14 protein-coding genes are annotated in these 15,008 nt (G+C 67.2%); 7 read left to right on the forward strand and 7 right to left on the reverse strand.

The genetic code is table 11. The features are described 5' to 3' along the window. Positions 1-244: 244 nt before the first annotated feature. A complete protein-coding gene (locus tag ACIBH2_RS12225) occupies positions 245-565 on the reverse strand; it encodes a hypothetical protein (RefSeq protein WP_397116238.1) in 321 nt (106 codons plus the stop codon). A gap of 432 nt (positions 566-997) precedes the next feature. Here ACIBH2_RS12225 and ACIBH2_RS12230 point away from each other — a divergent pair, with 432 nt between their 5' ends. Continuing rightward, positions 998-1,705, forward strand: coding sequence for a DUF4254 domain-containing protein (locus tag ACIBH2_RS12230; RefSeq protein ID WP_397116240.1), 708 nt, complete (start codon positions 998-1,000; stop codon positions 1,703-1,705). Positions 1,706-1,760: 55 nt separating this feature from the next. Here the strand turns inward: ACIBH2_RS12230 and ACIBH2_RS12235 are convergent, their stop codons facing one another. From ACIBH2_RS12235 to ACIBH2_RS12245, 3 genes are read right to left on the reverse strand one after another with little or no spacing between them, the layout of a single operon-like run. After that, entirely contained in the window at positions 1,761-2,096 is a 336-nt protein-coding gene (locus ACIBH2_RS12235) for a hypothetical protein (protein WP_397116242.1), read from the reverse strand. Continuing rightward, positions 2,097-3,245 carry a fatty acid desaturase family protein gene (locus tag ACIBH2_RS12240; protein ID WP_397116244.1) on the reverse strand — a complete coding sequence of 383 codons (1,149 nt, stop codon included), beginning with the start codon at positions 3,243-3,245 and terminating at the stop codon, positions 2,097-2,099. A gap of 17 nt (positions 3,246-3,262) precedes the next feature. Then, entirely contained in the window at positions 3,263-4,339 is a 1,077-nt protein-coding gene (locus ACIBH2_RS12245) for a ferredoxin reductase (RefSeq protein WP_397116246.1), read from the reverse strand. Positions 4,340-4,538: 199 nt separating this feature from the next. Between ACIBH2_RS12245 and ACIBH2_RS12250 the strand changes: the two genes are divergently transcribed. Then, entirely contained in the window at positions 4,539-5,159 is a 621-nt protein-coding gene (locus ACIBH2_RS12250; RefSeq protein ID WP_397116999.1) for a TetR family transcriptional regulator, read from the forward strand. Positions 5,160-5,196: 37 nt separating this feature from the next. Here the strand turns inward: ACIBH2_RS12250 and ACIBH2_RS12255 are convergent, their stop codons facing one another. After that, positions 5,197-6,588 carry an MFS transporter gene (locus tag ACIBH2_RS12255; RefSeq protein ID WP_397116248.1) on the reverse strand — a complete coding sequence of 464 codons (1,392 nt, stop codon included), beginning with the start codon at positions 6,586-6,588 and terminating at the stop codon, positions 5,197-5,199. Between the two features lie 351 nt (positions 6,589-6,939). After that, a complete protein-coding gene (locus ACIBH2_RS12260) occupies positions 6,940-7,584 on the reverse strand; it encodes a GNAT family N-acetyltransferase (RefSeq protein ID WP_397116250.1) in 645 nt (214 codons plus the stop codon). A gap of 73 nt (positions 7,585-7,657) precedes the next feature. Here ACIBH2_RS12260 and ACIBH2_RS12265 point away from each other — a divergent pair, with 73 nt between their 5' ends. The 5 genes from ACIBH2_RS12265 to lysA all read left to right on the forward strand — a co-directional run bounded on the left by ACIBH2_RS12265 (position 7,658) and on the right by lysA (position 13,172). Then, on the forward strand, positions 7,658-8,254 hold the full coding sequence (locus ACIBH2_RS12265; protein ID WP_397116252.1) for a PadR family transcriptional regulator: 597 nt from the start codon (positions 7,658-7,660) through the stop codon (positions 8,252-8,254). Continuing rightward, positions 8,251-10,278, forward strand: a complete 2,028-nt coding sequence (locus ACIBH2_RS12270) for an FAD-dependent oxidoreductase (protein WP_397116254.1) — start codon at positions 8,251-8,253, stop codon at positions 10,276-10,278. The genes ACIBH2_RS12265 and ACIBH2_RS12270 overlap by 4 nt, the downstream gene beginning before the upstream one ends. Continuing rightward, complete coding sequence (locus ACIBH2_RS12275) at positions 10,278-10,865, forward strand: VOC family protein (RefSeq protein WP_397116256.1); 588 nt, start codon at positions 10,278-10,280, stop codon at positions 10,863-10,865. Before ACIBH2_RS12270 ends, ACIBH2_RS12275 begins: the two co-directional genes overlap by 1 nt. Before the next feature lie 28 nt (positions 10,866-10,893). After that, positions 10,894-11,688, forward strand: coding sequence for a mycolate reductase (cmrA, locus tag ACIBH2_RS12280; protein WP_397116258.1), 795 nt, complete (start codon positions 10,894-10,896; stop codon positions 11,686-11,688). A gap of 143 nt (positions 11,689-11,831) precedes the next feature. Further along, positions 11,832-13,172 (forward strand): diaminopimelate decarboxylase, encoded by a 1,341-nt coding sequence (gene lysA / locus ACIBH2_RS12285; protein WP_397116260.1) that lies wholly within the window; start codon positions 11,832-11,834, stop codon positions 13,170-13,172. Here lysA and ACIBH2_RS12290 read toward each other — a convergent pair. After that, positions 13,169-14,905 (reverse strand): helicase HerA-like domain-containing protein, encoded by a 1,737-nt coding sequence (locus ACIBH2_RS12290; protein ID WP_397116262.1) that lies wholly within the window; start codon positions 14,903-14,905, stop codon positions 13,169-13,171. The two genes, lysA and ACIBH2_RS12290, sit on opposite strands and share 4 nt — an antisense overlap. Positions 14,906-15,008 lie beyond the last annotated feature (103 nt).

The following is a 15,008-nucleotide window of genomic DNA, read 5'->3' on the forward strand; positions in this document are numbered from 1 at the left end:
TTCAAGATGCCGCTCAGCGCAGCCGAACCGGTGCTGAACAGGCCGTTGAGGGCAGCGCTACCAGTGTCGATGATAACCGGAATCATGGTTTCAACCTCTCTGTTGTGTGACGCCCCCGGAAGGAATTTCCCTCCGACGACGTGACCGACTCTGCCGAGGCTCCCTGATAGGGCACTGGTCGGTTGCTGAGAGGTTGCTTAGAGGGGGTATGGCAAGTGTCACCGTAACGAAAGCCGTTGTGCGGCTATCGCGGCGGCTGCGCTCCGGCCGAGTAGAGACTCACCTCGCCGTCCTCCCCGAGAAAGGCGTTGACCAGCATCGTTCCGCTGGAATGCAATTCGTCGGGCTCCGGCGCGGCGGTGGTGATGGAGATCTGCGGGATCGACGCCCAGTTGACGACGTAGCGCTCCGGCGGGCCGTCGTCATTGGATAGGTGCGCGAGCCGGAACACCGATATCGTCCGGCGAACCATGAGCGTGCGCACGACTTCCGCGATTCGCTCCGGGTCTTCCAGCGCGAACATGAAACCGAAGGTCAGTTCCGGTGAGGACACGTATGCGGGCACGAATATCCAGGCTATCGGACCGGGCCCCGCGAGCGAGTCGCCACGCCCGGTCCGATTGCCACCGGTGCGCCCTCGATCTCGCCGCGTGCGGCCGCCGCGGGCCCTCCGACCCGGGTACAGGTGTCGATCCGACTCGAAACGCACCCCCCGTGTGACCGGACTGTAATGGTCTATAACGATTTTCCGGCAGCTTCGGCGAATCGCGCGCCCGCCGGTTGCGCGTCCTGGGGTATCGCGCCAACCTGAATATGTCCCGTATTTCGGACAGTCTCCCCATCGCATCGTCGCGGATTTCCCGGTTTCTTCACCGTGTCGCTGATTGGTGGGCTGTGCGTCCCGACGTACGGGACTGCGCCGGAGCCGAGGGGAGCCCCTCCCCGAAACCCCCTCGGCCCTGGCGCATCCATGCCGAAACAGTCGAGGGTGGGAAATATGGCAACCGACTACAGAGCTGCGGGTTTCGGGGCCGAACTGCCGATGTCCGGGGCCCAGCTTCCCTCGCCCGCCACGCTGCTGCGCGCCTTCCGCGAACCCGTACTCGCCGACCGGGTCGACCGGGAGGTCCTCGATGCCGCCCACGAGCTGGTGCTGTGCCATGAGCGCCGCCTGCACGCCAAACAGTCCGCGCACGCCAACCCGGTGTCGCCGGGCCGCGTGGCGCAGTGCAGTCAGGCGATGGAGCGGATCGACGCCCGTCGCGCCGAACTCGTCGACCGCATCGACGATTGGGTGGCCGCCCATATCGCGCACCGCAGCGGAGCCTCGCTGCACACCGAGACGCTCGGCGCGGTGATCGATCGAATGGCCGCGAAATGGGTTGCGGCACAACAGGCTTTGGGAATGCCGCCGAGATCGGCACGGGCCGGGGGCAAGAACGGCGAGGGCCGGGCCCGCAGGCATACCGGGCCGCATCGCGGTGAGGGTCCGCCCAATCGCGGCGAGGACGAGATGTCTTGGCGCGCTGCCGAAGACGCGCGCCGCCGGGCCGAGGAGGCCGCACCGCGCACGAGCGAGACCAACGGGCACGGCGTCGACCGCGAGGCGCATCTGCAGTGGTACCGGCTGGCCGAATTGGCCGACGGCTACCGGGATCTCATCACCGAGGTGGCCCAGCACCGGCGGCGGCTGCCGGTGTGGTGACCCGCGCAGCGCGCTGGGCGGTACCCCGAAGGAGTACCGCCCGGCTGCTACGGCGTCAGTACGGTCGGCGCGGCTCCACCACGACCTCGGCGTCAATGAACTCCGCCGCTGTCGCTGGCCGCTCCGGCACCGAATCTTCCTGCGGCGCCGCGGGTTCCGATACCTCGTCGAGATCCGCCTCGGATTCGGCGGCGCGCTGGGCGGCGGCGTCGGCAGCCGCGGCGGCCGCCGCTTCCCGCATCTCGATGGCGTCGGTGATCCAATCCCCGATCTCGCGGGTCACCTCGGCGACGGTGCCGGTGATGATGTTCGCGATATTGCCGACATGCTTCGCGCCCGAGGCCGTCAGCTCCTGGATCAGATCCTTGTTGCTCTCGAATTTTCCGATCATCTATACGCCCACTTCGCTCGGCTTCCCCCGACGCATGACGATAACACCTGGCTGGGACGATTTCCCGACGAGGAACGGGGGCAGGGCCAGCTTGAACAGCTTGCCCCAGACCGAGCCGATCTGCTTGCTGAAGCGGCCGGTGTTGTAGGGCAGGCCGTACTTCTCGCACAGCGCCTTCACCTGCGGCGCGATCTCCGGGTAGCGGTTGGCGGGGATATCCGGGAACAGGTGGTGCTCGATCTGGTGCGAGAGGTTGCCGGACATGATGTGGAACAGCGGGGTGCCGGTGATGTTGGCCGAGCCCAGCATCTGGCGCACGTACCACTCGCCCTGGGTCTCCTCGGCGCACTCCTCCTCGGTGAACGTCTGTACGCCGGTCGGGAAGTGACCGCAGAAGATGATGGAGAAGGTCCACAGATTGCGGACGATATTGGCGGTGAAGTTACCGGCCAGGGTGGAGGCGAACAGCGGGCCGGTCAGCAGCGGGAAGACCACGTAGTCCTTGAGGACCTGACGTCCGGCCTTCTTGGACTGGCCCTTGACCAGCGCCTTGATCTCCGACCACTTGCGCTTGCCCCGGACGATGTTCTCCACCTCCAGGTCGTGGCCCATGACGCCCCACTCGAAGGCGACCATGAGGATGAAGGCGTAGAGCGGGTTGCCCAGGCGCAGCGGGTTCCAGGGCTGGTCCTCGTCCACGCGCAGGATGCCGTAGCCGATATCGCGGTCCTTGCCGTGGATATTGGTGTAGGTGTGGTGCATGTAGTTGTGCGAGTGCCGCCACTGGTCGGCAGGGCAGACCGTATCCCATTCGAAGACACGGGAATTCAGGCCCGGTTCACGCATCCAGTCCCACTGGCCGTGCATGACGTTGTGGCCGATCTCCATATTGTCGAGGATCTTGGAGATGCTCAGCGAGGCCACGCCCGCCAGCCAGAACGGGGGCAGGAAGCCGAGATACATGAGCCCGCGGCCCGCGATCTCGAAGCCGCGCTGGGCCTTGATGATCTTGTAGATGTATTCGCGGTCGCGGTCGCCGAGGTCGGCGACGATACGGGCGCGCAGTTCGTCGAGTTCGCGGCCGATCTCCTCGACCTGCTCGGCGGACAGTACGAGCGGCCCGTCCTTGGTTTCGGTCAGAATCGCCATGATGATTCCCTCCTGATTCAGATGGCGATATCGACGTCCCCGACGGGGGCGTTGATACAGAGCTGGATGGGCTGATCCGGATCGTTGTCGATTTCGCCGGTTTTGAGATTGCGGGTGCAGCCGCTGCGCTTGACCGCGGTGCAGGTGAAGCAGATACCCATGCGGCAGCCGTATTCCGGTGTGATACCGGCGTTTTCAGCCTGCTCGAGCAGGGTCTCGCCGGAGTTGGCGGCGGTGATGCCGCTGCCGGAGAAGGTGATGTCGCCCTCGGCGGCCTCGGTGTCGGCCGGGGCGAGGCTGAGCGTGAACTCCTCGCTGTGCAGCCGGTCGCCCAGCTGCTCGGCCTCGTAGGCGGTGCGCACGGCGCTCATGAGCCCGGGCGGACCGCACAGGTAGGTCTGCGCGGTGGCGAACCACGGCGCGAACCGTTCCAGCTGGTCGTAGGAGAAGCGATCGTCGGCATCGCGCTCGGGATAGAGCAGTTCGATGCGGAAATTGGTGTGCTGCATGGCGATCGCCTCGAGCTCCGCGCGGTGCGGGACCATTTCCGGCGAACGGTTGTAATGCAGGAACACCACCTTTCCGGCGAAGCTCTCGGCGGCCAGGGTGCGCAGCATGGACAGCACCGGGGTGATGCCGCTGCCGCCGCTGATGAGCACGATCTTGTCCGGGCGCGGTTCGGGCAGGTGGAAAACGCCCGCGGCCGGGGCCAGGTCCACCACCATGCCGGGGATGGCGTGGGCGTTGAGGTATTGGGAGACAAGGCCGTTCGGGTGCGCCTTGACGGTGAGCTCGATATGCCGATCGCGGCGGCCCTGGGTATTGACCGGCGAATAGCAGCGGGTGTGGCGCACACCGTCGATGACCACGCCGATCTGCACGTACTGGCCCGCGAGGTGCCCGGCCCACTGTCGGGTGGGGCGCAGGGTGAGCGTCACCGAACCCTCGGCGCTGCCGGGGGCCGGGTGGCGGCGGACATGGGTGATCTCGGCGCGCATATCGCGCAGGGTCAGCGTCGGGCGCACCAGCTCCAGGTAGCGGTCCAGCGGGTGCGGGCTGGTGAGTGTCTGCACGAGGTCGAGTAGTCCAACCATGCGGGCCTCCTGTCGCGTAACCGAAATCGCTCGGCACGCCCCGTCGTTCTCGGGTGCACCGAGTCCGTACCCATACCACTGTACTTTCGGTGCACATCTGTACACTGAGTTAGTGTGCCGGGTACCCACCTCATAGTTCAACCTGCGCTTCGTGTGACGCACACGACATCTTGTGAAGGGACCGAATGTGAACGCATGTATGCTCATCGACGTGAGCGAGCAGGCAGCAACCCGAGTCGAGCGCAAGGAACGCACCCGCGCCGCCCTCCTGGAAGGCACCCTCGCCCTAGCCGCCGATCGCGGTTTCGCCGCCTTGAGCCTGCGCGAGATAGCCCGTTCCGCGGGCATCGTCCCCACGGCCTTCTACCGCCACTTCTCCTCCCTCGACGAGTTGGGCGCCACGTTGGTGGCCCAGGGCGTCCGCGAATTGCGCTTGGCCCTGCGGGAATTGCGCCGAACCCCGGATGCCCGCCTGGCCGAAACGGTCCGCTTCGTCTTCGCCCAGGTAGCCAGCAAACACGACCTCTACGGCTTCCTGATCCGCGAACGCCACGGCGGCTCCGCCGCCCTACGCTCCGCGATCTCCGTAGAAATGCAACTCATAGTCCGTGAACTGGTAGTAGACCTCTCCCGAGTCCGCACCCTCGACGCCTGGTCCCCCGACGACCTGGAACTAGCCGCAGACCTCATCGTCTCGACCGTCGCTGAACGCATAGCCGAATACATCCCCGCCGAAACCCGAGACCGCCCCCGCATAGTCGACAACGCCATCCGCCAAGTCCGCCTCATCTCCCTCGGCATGGGCGCCTGGCGGCCCTGAGCTGCTCCCGAAACCGCCTGCCGGACGCGACGCTCGGTCAGGATTGGGGCTTCGTCATGTCCACCGGGGTTTTTTGGGGTGGTTGGACGGGGAGGAGGGCTAGGAGGCCTGCGGTCAGGACTAGGAGGAGGCCTATTATGCCTGCTCGGTCTGTGGCGAAGAGCCAGGCGAAGAGGCCGAAAAGGGCGGGGGCCAGGAAGGATACGGCTCGGCCGGTGGTGGTGTAGAGGCCGAAGGTTTGGCCTTCTCGGCCGGGTGGGGCGAGGCGGGCGAGGAAGGAGCGGGAGGAGGCTTGGGCGGGGCCTACGAAGACGGTGAGGGCCAGGCCGAAGATCCAGAACATGAGGGGGCCGGAGACGGCCAGGAGGATGATGCCGCAGACGATCATCGAGATGAGGGAGGCGATGATCACGCGTTTGGGGCCGATGCGGTCGTCGAAGCGGCCCGCGATGATCGCGCCAAGGGCGGCAACGACATTGGCGGCGACGCCGAAGAGCAGAACGTCGTCCTCGGCGATGTCGTAGACGCGGACGGCCAGGACCGCGCCGAAGGTGAACACGCCCGCGAGGCCGTCGCGGAAGACGGCGCTGGCGAGGAGGAAGTAGACGGTGCGGCGGTCGGCGTTCCACAGGTCGCGCAGGTCGCGCCAGAGGATGCGGTAGGACGTGGTGAGGGCACGCCACCAGCCCAGCGCGGCCGGACCGCCCGCGGGTTTCAGGGGTACCGCCGCACCGGGATCGGCTGTGGTGCGCGGTAATTCGGGGACGGCGAAGAGTACGGGGAGGGCGAAGGCGGCGAACCAGACCGCGGCCAGGACCGCTACCAGGCGGATGTTGAGGCCCTCGTCGGTGGGAATGCCGAAGAGGCCGCGGAAGTCGCCGTCCCCGCTGATGAAGCCGAAATAGCAGATGAGCAGCAGGAAGATGCCGCCGAAATAGCCCATGGCCCAACCGAATCCGGAGACACGGCCGACGGTGGCGGGTGTGGAGACCTGGCGGAGCATGGCGTTGTAGGGGACGTTCGCCAATTCGAAGAAGGCGGAGCCGAGCGCCAACAGCACCAGGCCCAGCCAGAGATAGTGGTAGTCGGCCTGCACGAAGAACATGGCCGTCATCGAGAGAATCGTCAAGCCGGTCAGAACCGCAAGGGAGAGTTTACGTTTGGCCGTCGCGTCGAACCATTGACCGCTGACTGGCGCGGTGAGCGCGACCACCAGTCCCGCCGCCGCCAGCGCCCAGCCCAACCAGGCGCTCGCCGAGATCTCACCGGGCAGATCCTCGCCGACCTTGTCGGTGAGGTACACCGAGAACACGAAGGTGAGGATCACGGCATTGAAAGCCGAAGAGCCCCAATCCCAGAAACTCCACGCGACCACCTGCCCCCGCGCACTGGCCTGCCCGATCGTCGCCTGCCCGGAAACCTCCGCCATCTGCGCAGAGTATGCGACGCCCGCACCTACCACCAGAAAACACGCCACCCGACCGGTCCTGACCAGGGATCACCCCTCGGCATCCGCGTCCACGAGCAAGGCCAGCACATTGGCCACGCCGACGGTCGGCTCACCGCCCGAGTGCTACGGCCTCCCGCGCCCGCACTTCATCCTCGGCATCGCCCCCGCGGTACCAGCGCGACGACAGGCGGACCATCACGCCCGCCTCGGGGCGTTGACATATTTCGCCGAGTTGGCATGTAGTTCGCGAATGCCGATAGCGCTCACACCAACAGCATTCGTTCACACGGTCAGGCTCGCGACGGTAGAAATTCGGACGGCAGGCAGACCCTAGGCTCGACGGGTCCGGACCATCGTCCGCTGATGCACCCGTTTGCCCTGGTAACGCAGGCCGGGGACCGCTGCCGCCTCACCGTATTCGGTGAACCCCATGCGCTCGAAGAATCGCACCGCGCGGGTGTTCTCGACCAGCGTCTGGAGATAGCAGCCGGGAGATTCCAGCGCGTCCAATCGCTGGAGCCAGTGCTTCATCAGCCCTTGCGCGGCACCGGTTCCGCGCGCCTCCGGCGCGACGTTGATGTGCAGGTGCGCGGGCCAGCGGGGGTCGCGCAGTTCGCCTGCCCGAGGCTGTCGGCGCAGGGTGCCCACCGCCATGTCGAGCATGCTGCGGGCGAAGAACCGCGCGGGTCCGCGGCGCAGGAACAGCCGATGTTCTCGTATCGCCCGTTCGAGCAGTTCGTCCTCGCCCGGGAACTCCGAGCTGTCCACGCACCCCGTCAGGTACCCGACCAGCCCGCCGTCGACCACCGCGACGAACAGCGATTCCGGTTCCAGATCCATGTAGGGATCGAGATAGATCGACGCCTCCGACTCGGGATCACCCCACAACGAGGCGGTCGGCGACCCCTCCCCCGCCCGCGCGAACAGGCCCCGCAATTCCGCACGATCGCCCTCGGTGAAGGCGCGAATCTCCATGCGGACGAATGTACCGCCGCACCACTATGCACCAAGTTGCATAGTACATAGAGTCGCAGTTATCCTCGGCGGTATGGCTCTCGAACATGCGCTCCTGGTATCGCTGACCGAGCGCGTCAGTTCGGGCTACGAACTGGCGCGCCGCTTCGACAAATCCATCGGCTTCTTCTGGAACGCCACCCACCAGCAGATCTACCGCGTCTTGAAGCGGATGGAGGAGCAGGGGTGGGTCACCGCCGAAGCCATCGCCCAGGACGGCCGACCCGACAAGAAGGTCTACACCGTCAGCGACGCCGGACGCGCCGAACTCACCCGCTGGATCGCCGAACCCACCGATATCGTGCCCATGCGCAATGAGCTCGGCGTGAAACTGCGCGCCGCCTCGCACGGCGATATCCCGGCCCTGTGCGCGGAGGTCGAGCGCCACCGCGACCAGCACGCCCAACGCCTGGAACTGTTCCGGGCGTTCGAGAAGAAGGACTTCTCCGCCCCGGAACAGCTCTCCGGCGCGGCTCTGCACCAGTACCTCGTCCTGCGCGCGGGCGTCCGCGTGGAGGAGGGGTTCGTCGACTGGTGCGACGAAGTGCTCGCCGCCCTGCGGCGCGATACCGACCCGCACGCGGCACAGCCCGGCCGCCCGCGTCCTGAGAAAGGCAGTGCTCAGCGATGAGTTCCTACCCGCACCTCTTCGAACCGCTCGACCTCGGCTTCACCACGCTGCGCAATCGCGTGGTCATGGGTTCCATGCACACCGGCCTCGAGGACCGCGCCTGGAACACCAATCGCCTGGCCGCCTACTTCGCCGAGCGCGCCAAAGGCGGTGTGGGCCTGATCATCACCGGCGGCTACGCCCCCAACCGCACCGGCTGGCTGTTGCCCTTCGGCGCGAAGATGACCAACAAGACCGAGGCCTACCGGCACCGCGCCATCACCAAGGCGGTGCACGCCGAGGGCGGCAAGATCGCCCTGCAGATCCTGCACGCGGGCCGCTACTCGTATATGCCCGGCAGCGTCTCGGCCTCCTCGATCAAGGCCCCCATCAACCCCTTCCGCCCCCGCGCCCTGTCGGGCAAGGGCGTCGAGCAGACCATCGACGATTACGCCCGCTGCGCCTACCTGGCCAAGTTCGCCGGATACGACGGCGTCGAAATCATGGGCGGTGAAGGCTATTTCATCAACCAGTTCCTGGTGCCGCGCACCAACAAGCGCAAGGACAAGTGGGGCGGCAACTCCGAGAACCGCCGCCGCATCGCCAGCGAGATCGTGCGCCGGGTGCGCGCGGCCACCGGCCCGGACTTCATCATCGTCTTCCGGCTCTCCATGGCCGATTTCGTGGAGAACGGCCAGACCTGGGACGAAATCGCCGCTGTCGCACGCGATGTCGAGGCCGCCGGTGCCACCCTCATCAATACCGATATCGGCTGGCACGAGGCCCGCGTCCCCACCATCGTGACCTCGGTCCCGCGCGCCGCCTTCGTGGAGTGGACCGCGAAAGTCAAAGACGTGGTGGACATTCCGGTGATCGCCTCCAACCGCATCAATATGCCGGAGACCGCCGAGGAGATCCTCACCCGCGGCGACGCCGACCTGATCTCCATGGCGCGCCCGCTGCTCGCCGATCCCGACTGGGTGAACAAGGCGCAGCAGGCCCGCACCGACGAGATCAATACCTGTATCGCCTGCAACCAGGCCTGCCTCGACCACGCCTTCCAGGCGAAACACGTGTCCTGCCTGTTGAATCCGCGTGCCGGACACGAGACCGAGCTGAAGCTGCTGCCGACCCGGCGCACCCGCCGCTTCGCCGTGGTCGGCGCGGGCCCGGCCGGGCTCTCGGCGGCGGTGAGCCTGGCCCAGCGCGGCCACCACGTGGACCTCTTCGAATCCGATGACAAGATCGGCGGCCAGTTCGATATCGCCCGCCGCATCCCCGGCAAGGAGGAGTTCAACGAGACCATCCGCTACTACACCCGGATGATCGAAGTCGCCGGTGTGCGTTTGCATCTCAATACCCGCGCCACCGCACAGCAGCTCATCGACGGGCGCTACGACGAGGTCATCCTGGCCACCGGCGTGAAGCCGCGCATCCCGAACATCCCCGGCGTCGACCACCCGAAGGTGCTCACCTACGCGGAGCTGGTGCGCGAGGGCAAGCCGGTCGGCAAGAAGGTCGCCGTGATCGGCGCGGGCGGTATCGGTTTCGACGTCAGCGAATTCCTCACTGTCGACGGCCATCCCAGCCTGAAGCTCGACGAGTGGAAGGAGGAGTGGGGCGTCACCGACGACGAGACCGTGCGCGGTTTCGTCACCACGCCCAAGCCCTCCCCCGCCGCCCGCGAAGTGGTGCTGCTGCAACGCAAGTCGTCGTCGTTCGGCAAGGATCTCGGCAAGACCAGCGGCTGGGTGCACCGCGCCGCCGTCAAGGCCAAGGGCGTGGAGCAGATCGGCGGCGTGAACTACGAGCGCATCGACGACCGCGGCCTGCACATCAGCTTCGGCGAGAAGCGCCAGCGCCCCCGGATCATCGAGTGCGACAACGTGATCCTGTGCGCCGGACAGGAATCCGTGCGCGAACTGGAGGAGCCGTTGCGGTCCGCGGGCGTCAAGGTGCACCTCATCGGTGGCGCGGACCTGGCCTCGGAGCTCGATGCCAAGCGCGCCATCAACCAGGGCACGCGGCTCGCGGCGGCGCTGTAATGGCGCTGCTCACCCGCCTCGGCCTGCCCGGCGACGAGCAGGCTTGGGCGGCACTGGGTTTCACGGTCCGCGACGGCGCGATGCGGGTCGGCCAGCTGACGTGCACCTTCGGCGAGGCGTCCTGGGGCTTCGACGAAACGCACGCCGAGATGAAGCTCCTGGGAGTCCCCGAATCGCCTGTAGAGGGCAGTCCCCCGGACGGCGCAGCGACGCACCCCAATGCCGTGACCAAGGTTGATCACGTCGTCTACTGGGTGCCCGACCTCGACACCGCCATCACGAATCTCACAGCGGTGCTGGGTGATCCACCCCGCCGCCGCTTCCACCCGCGCGGCCCGGACGGCCCCGAGATGGCCTTCTACCGTGTCGGCGAGGCGTTCGTCGAGGTGGTCACCTCCGGGCAGCCGGAGGCCCTCGTCGGCGTCGCCTTCCGCTCTTCGGACCTCGATGCCACCGTCGCGGCCGTGCGCGCGGCGGGCGGCCCCATCGGCGATCCCAAACCCGCCGTCCAGGGCGGCCGCATCGCCAGCGTGTGGCACGGCCATACCGATTGGGGTATCGCCTTCATGGAAGCGCCCGCGCGCTGACCCGCGCGGCTCTGTAGGCTCGCCAAGCGTGAGCCTGCCTGCACCCACCGCCGACAACCGTGCCGTCGTCACCGGATCCTCCTCCGGTATCGGAACCGCCCTGGCCGAGGAGCTCGCCTCGCGCGGTTACTCCCTCATCCTCGTCGCCCGGCGCGAGGAGCTGCTGAACCAGCTGGCGCAGCGGCTCAGCGAGAAGTACGGCGTCATCGCCGAGGTGCGGGCCGTGGACCTGTCCGACCGCGAACAGCGCACGCCGCTGGCCAAGGAGCTGGCCAGCCGCGATATCGCCATTCTGTGCAACAACGCCGGGGTGGCGACCTTCGGGCCGCTGGCCAACCTCGATCTGGACTACGAGCGCGACATCATGGAACTCAATGCCGTCGCCGTGCACGATCTGTCCCTCGCGGTGCTGCCGGGCATGCTGGCGCGGCGCGCGGGCGGCATTCTCATCACCGGTTCGGCGGCGGGCAATATGCCCATTCCGAACAATGCCACCTACGCCGCGAGCAAGGCGTTCACCAATACCTTCTCCGAATCCCTGCGCGGCGAGCTCAAGGACACCGGCGTGCACGTGACGCTGCTGGCCCCCGGCCCGGTCCGCACCGACAATCCGGACCAGGAAGAAGTCAGCAACAAGATCCCGGAATTCGTCTGGGTCTCCGCCGCCAATGCCGCCAAGATGTCCATCGACGGGCTGGCCCGCAACAAGATGCGCATCGTCCCGGGCGTATTGAGCAAGGGGATGAGCCTGGCCGGACAGTTCGGCCCGCGCTCCATCACCTCGATGGTGGCCGGTGCCGCCTACAAGAAACTGGGCAGCTGATCAGCTGAGGGGTCAGGAAGCCGTCAAGATCGGCCCTCACCCCGTCAGAGCAGCGTTACCGGCCTGCCGCTTCCCCGGGGAAGCGGCGTAGCCAGGAGTCAGGCCCCGCATACGGAACGGCGGGGACGACACCGGGAGTAACCGTGACGCTGCTCGACATGTTTCCTTCACTGGGATCGACCATGGTGCCGCGCCTGGCGCCATCGGTGTGGCCGAGCGACACCCACTACGACACCGACGGCCGCATCACCGTCGGCGGGGTCGCGCTCTCCGATATAGCCGACCAGTACGGCACCGCCACCTATGTGCTCGCCGAGGACGAGGTGCGCGGCCGCTGCCGCACCTACCGCAAGCACTTCCCGGACGCGGAGATCATCTACGCCGGAAAGGCGCTGCTCACCCGCGCGGTGGCCGAATGGGTTACCGCCGAAGGACTTTCGCTCGACGTGTGTTCGGCCGGTGAACTCGCCATCGCCCTGGCGGCCGGAGTCGAGCCGGAACGAATCATCCTGCACGGCAATGGGAAACCGTTCCACGAGATGCAGGCGGCGGTGCGCGCCGGGGTCGGGCGCATCGTCATCGATTCGCTCACCGAGATACCGCTGCTGGCGGCGCTGGCCAGCACGCCGCAGCGGGTGCTGCTGCGAATCTCACCCGATATCGACATCGACTCCCACCCGGCCGTGCGCACCGGAATCGCGGACCAGAAGTTCGGCTTCCCGGTGGGCAGCGCGCTGGCCGACGAAGCCGTGGAACGCATTCTGCGGCAACCGAATCTGCGCCTCGTCGGCTTCCACTGCCACCTCGGCTCGCAGATTCACGACACCTTCCCCTACGGCGAGGCGGTGCGCCGACTCATCGCCGCCATGGCGCGGGTGCGCGACGAACACGGCGTCGTCCTCACCGATCTCGATCTCGGCGGCGGGCACGCGGTCGCCTACCGCTGCGGTGACGCCGAACTGGATCTGCCCGAACTCGCCGATATCATCGACGACTCCCTCGACGCCGCCTGTGTGCGGCACGGATTCCCGCGCCCGACAATCGCTTTGGAGCCAGGGCGGGCGATCGTGGCGCGGGCCGGGATCACGCTGTACCGGGTGCTGTCGGTCAAACACATCGACAACGGTCGGACCTACGTGACCGTGGACGGCGGGATGAGCGACAACCCTCGGGTGGCGCTGTACGGCGCGCGCTACGACGCCGTGGTCGCCAACCGGCACCCGATCGGACCGGAGATGATCGCCACCGTCGCGGGCCGCTACTGCGAGGCGGGCGATATCCTCGCCGCCGACGTCCGGCTGCCCGCCGACCTGCGGCCCGGTGAAGTCCTGGCGATCCCGTGCACGGGCGCCTACCACCACAGCCTCGCCTCCACCTACAACGGCGTCGGCCGCCCGCCGATCGTGGCGATCGCGGGCGGCCGCTGCCGAGAGTTGTTGCGGCGCGAGACGATCGACGATCTGCTGCGCCGTGAGGTGGGCTAGCGCTTCCTGGTGCCGAAGATGCTGCGGCCGATCTCGCGACCGGCGACGGTCGCGGCCGAGCGCAGGAAGTTCTTGAACGCCGCGTTGTTGACGATCTTCTCGGCCATGGACTCGTCCTCCGGTGCGGCCTTGCGCGAGCGGGGCCGGGCCGGGGGCGGTTCGTTCTCGGCGGCCTGGGCGGCGGCTTCGAGCTTCTCGGCCATGATCTCGTAGGCCGAATCACGGTCGATGGACTGGCCGTACTTGTCGTAGAGCGCGCTCGACTTGGATTTGGCGTTGATGGCGTCGTCGCCGATGGTGTCCATGAGCGAGCGCGGCGGCTGGATGCGGGTCCAGGCCACCGGGGTGGGCGCGCCCTTCTCCGACAGCACCGTCACCACGGCCTCGCCGATTCCCAGTGAGGTGAGCGCCTTTTCGAGGTCGTAGGTAGCCGTCTTCGGATAGGTGCGCACGGTCTTGGACAGCGCCGCCTGATCCTCCGGGGTGAACGCGCGCAGGGCGTGCTGGATGCGCGCGCCCAATTGCGAGAGCACGGCATTGGGGATGTCGGTGGGCAGCTGGGTGCAGAAGAATACGCCGACGCCCTTGGAGCGAATGAGCTTCACCGTCTGCTCGACCTGCTGGAGGAAAGCCTTCGACGCGCCGTTGAACAGCAGGTGCGCCTCGTCGAAGATGAAGACCAGCTTGGGTTTGTCCAGGTCGCCGACCTCGGGCAGGGTCTGGAAGAGGTCGGCGAGCACCCACATGAGGAAGGTCGAGAACATCTGCGGCCGGGCCGCCTGCGCCCCGAGTTCGAACAGGGTGATCACGCCGCGCCCGCCATCGACGCGGGACAGGTCGTTCGGATCCAATTCCGGTTCACCGAAGAAGGTGTCGCCACCGTCGGCCTCGAGGTTCACCAGCGCGCGCAGGATCACCCCCGCCGTCGCGGCCGACACCCCGCCGATGCCCTTCAGGTCCTCCTTGCCCTCCGGGCTGGTGAGGAATTGGATGACGGCGCGCAGATCCTTGAGGTCCAGCAGCGGCAGGCCCGCGCCGTCGGCCCAGTGGAAGACGAGGCCGAGCGTGGATTCCTGAGTCTCGTTGAGCCCCAATGCCTTACTGAGCAGAATTGGCCCGAACGAGGTGATGGTGGCGCGAATCGGGATACCGATCCCACCGGTGCCCAGGGAGACGAATTCGCACGGGAACGCGGTGGGGGCCCAGTTCGGGTCGCCGGTCTCCTTGGCCCGCGCCAGGATCTTGTCGTTGGACGCGCCCGGCTCCGACAAACCCGAGAGGTCACCCTTCACATCGGCCACGACCACCGGCACACCCGCCGCCGACAGCTGCTCGGCGATGCCCTGCACGGTCTTGGTCTTACCGGTACCGGTGGCTCCGGCGATGAGGCCGTGCCGGTTGATGGTCTTCATCGGAATACGCACGCGCGCATCCGGATTCACCTGTTCGCCCACGACCACGGTCCCCAGTTCCAGAGCCAGGCCCTCGAAGGCGTAGCCGTCGGCAATGGTCTGCGCCGCAGACGAGTTATCGTCCCCCGCGGCGTTTTTCGCCTTTGTCTTCGAATCGCCCTTGGCGGCATCGGCTTTCGCCGCCTTCGCCTGTTCGGCCGCCTCCTGTTCCGCCGCCTCCCGCTCGGCGGCCTCCGCCGCGGCCGCCGCCTCCGCCGCGACCCGCTGCGCCTCCTCGGCCGCCTTCCGTGCCGCCGCTGCCTTTTCCTGCGGGCTGCTCATCGCGCTGTCCTCCGTATGGTCTGCCACTGCCTGCTCTGCCGAATGCACCGCCGAACAACAAATGACCGCCTGATCACGCGCGGATCTGCTGGCAACGATAACG

Origin of the sequence: Nocardia sp. NPDC050406 (assembly GCF_044459025.1) — a bacterium.
Classification (GTDB): domain Bacteria; phylum Actinomycetota; class Actinomycetes; order Mycobacteriales; family Mycobacteriaceae; genus Nocardia.

Coding starts and splice junctions, on each gene's coding strand:
- ACIBH2_RS12245 (WP_397116246.1), bottom strand. CDS start 4,339: ATGGTTGGACTACTCGACCTCGTGCAGACACTCACCAGCCCGCACCCG.
- ACIBH2_RS12290 (WP_397116262.1), bottom strand. CDS start 14,905: ATGAGCAGCCCGCAGGAAAAGGCAGCGGCGGCACGGAAGGCGGCCGAG.
- ACIBH2_RS12275 (WP_397116256.1), top strand. CDS start 10,278: ATGGCGCTGCTCACCCGCCTCGGCCTGCCCGGCGACGAGCAGGCTTGG.
- ACIBH2_RS12230 (WP_397116240.1), top strand. CDS start 998: ATGGCAACCGACTACAGAGCTGCGGGTTTCGGGGCCGAACTGCCGATG.
- ACIBH2_RS12250 (WP_397116999.1), top strand. CDS start 4,539: ATGCTCATCGACGTGAGCGAGCAGGCAGCAACCCGAGTCGAGCGCAAG.
- ACIBH2_RS12270 (WP_397116254.1), top strand. CDS start 8,251: ATGAGTTCCTACCCGCACCTCTTCGAACCGCTCGACCTCGGCTTCACC.
- ACIBH2_RS12235 (WP_397116242.1), bottom strand. CDS start 2,096: ATGATCGGAAAATTCGAGAGCAACAAGGATCTGATCCAGGAGCTGACG.
- ACIBH2_RS12255 (WP_397116248.1), bottom strand. CDS start 6,588: ATGGCGGAGGTTTCCGGGCAGGCGACGATCGGGCAGGCCAGTGCGCGG.
- ACIBH2_RS12265 (WP_397116252.1), top strand. CDS start 7,658: ATGGCTCTCGAACATGCGCTCCTGGTATCGCTGACCGAGCGCGTCAGT.
- ACIBH2_RS12260 (WP_397116250.1), bottom strand. CDS start 7,584: ATGGAGATTCGCGCCTTCACCGAGGGCGATCGTGCGGAATTGCGGGGC.
- ACIBH2_RS12240 (WP_397116244.1), bottom strand. CDS start 3,245: ATGGCGATTCTGACCGAAACCAAGGACGGGCCGCTCGTACTGTCCGCC.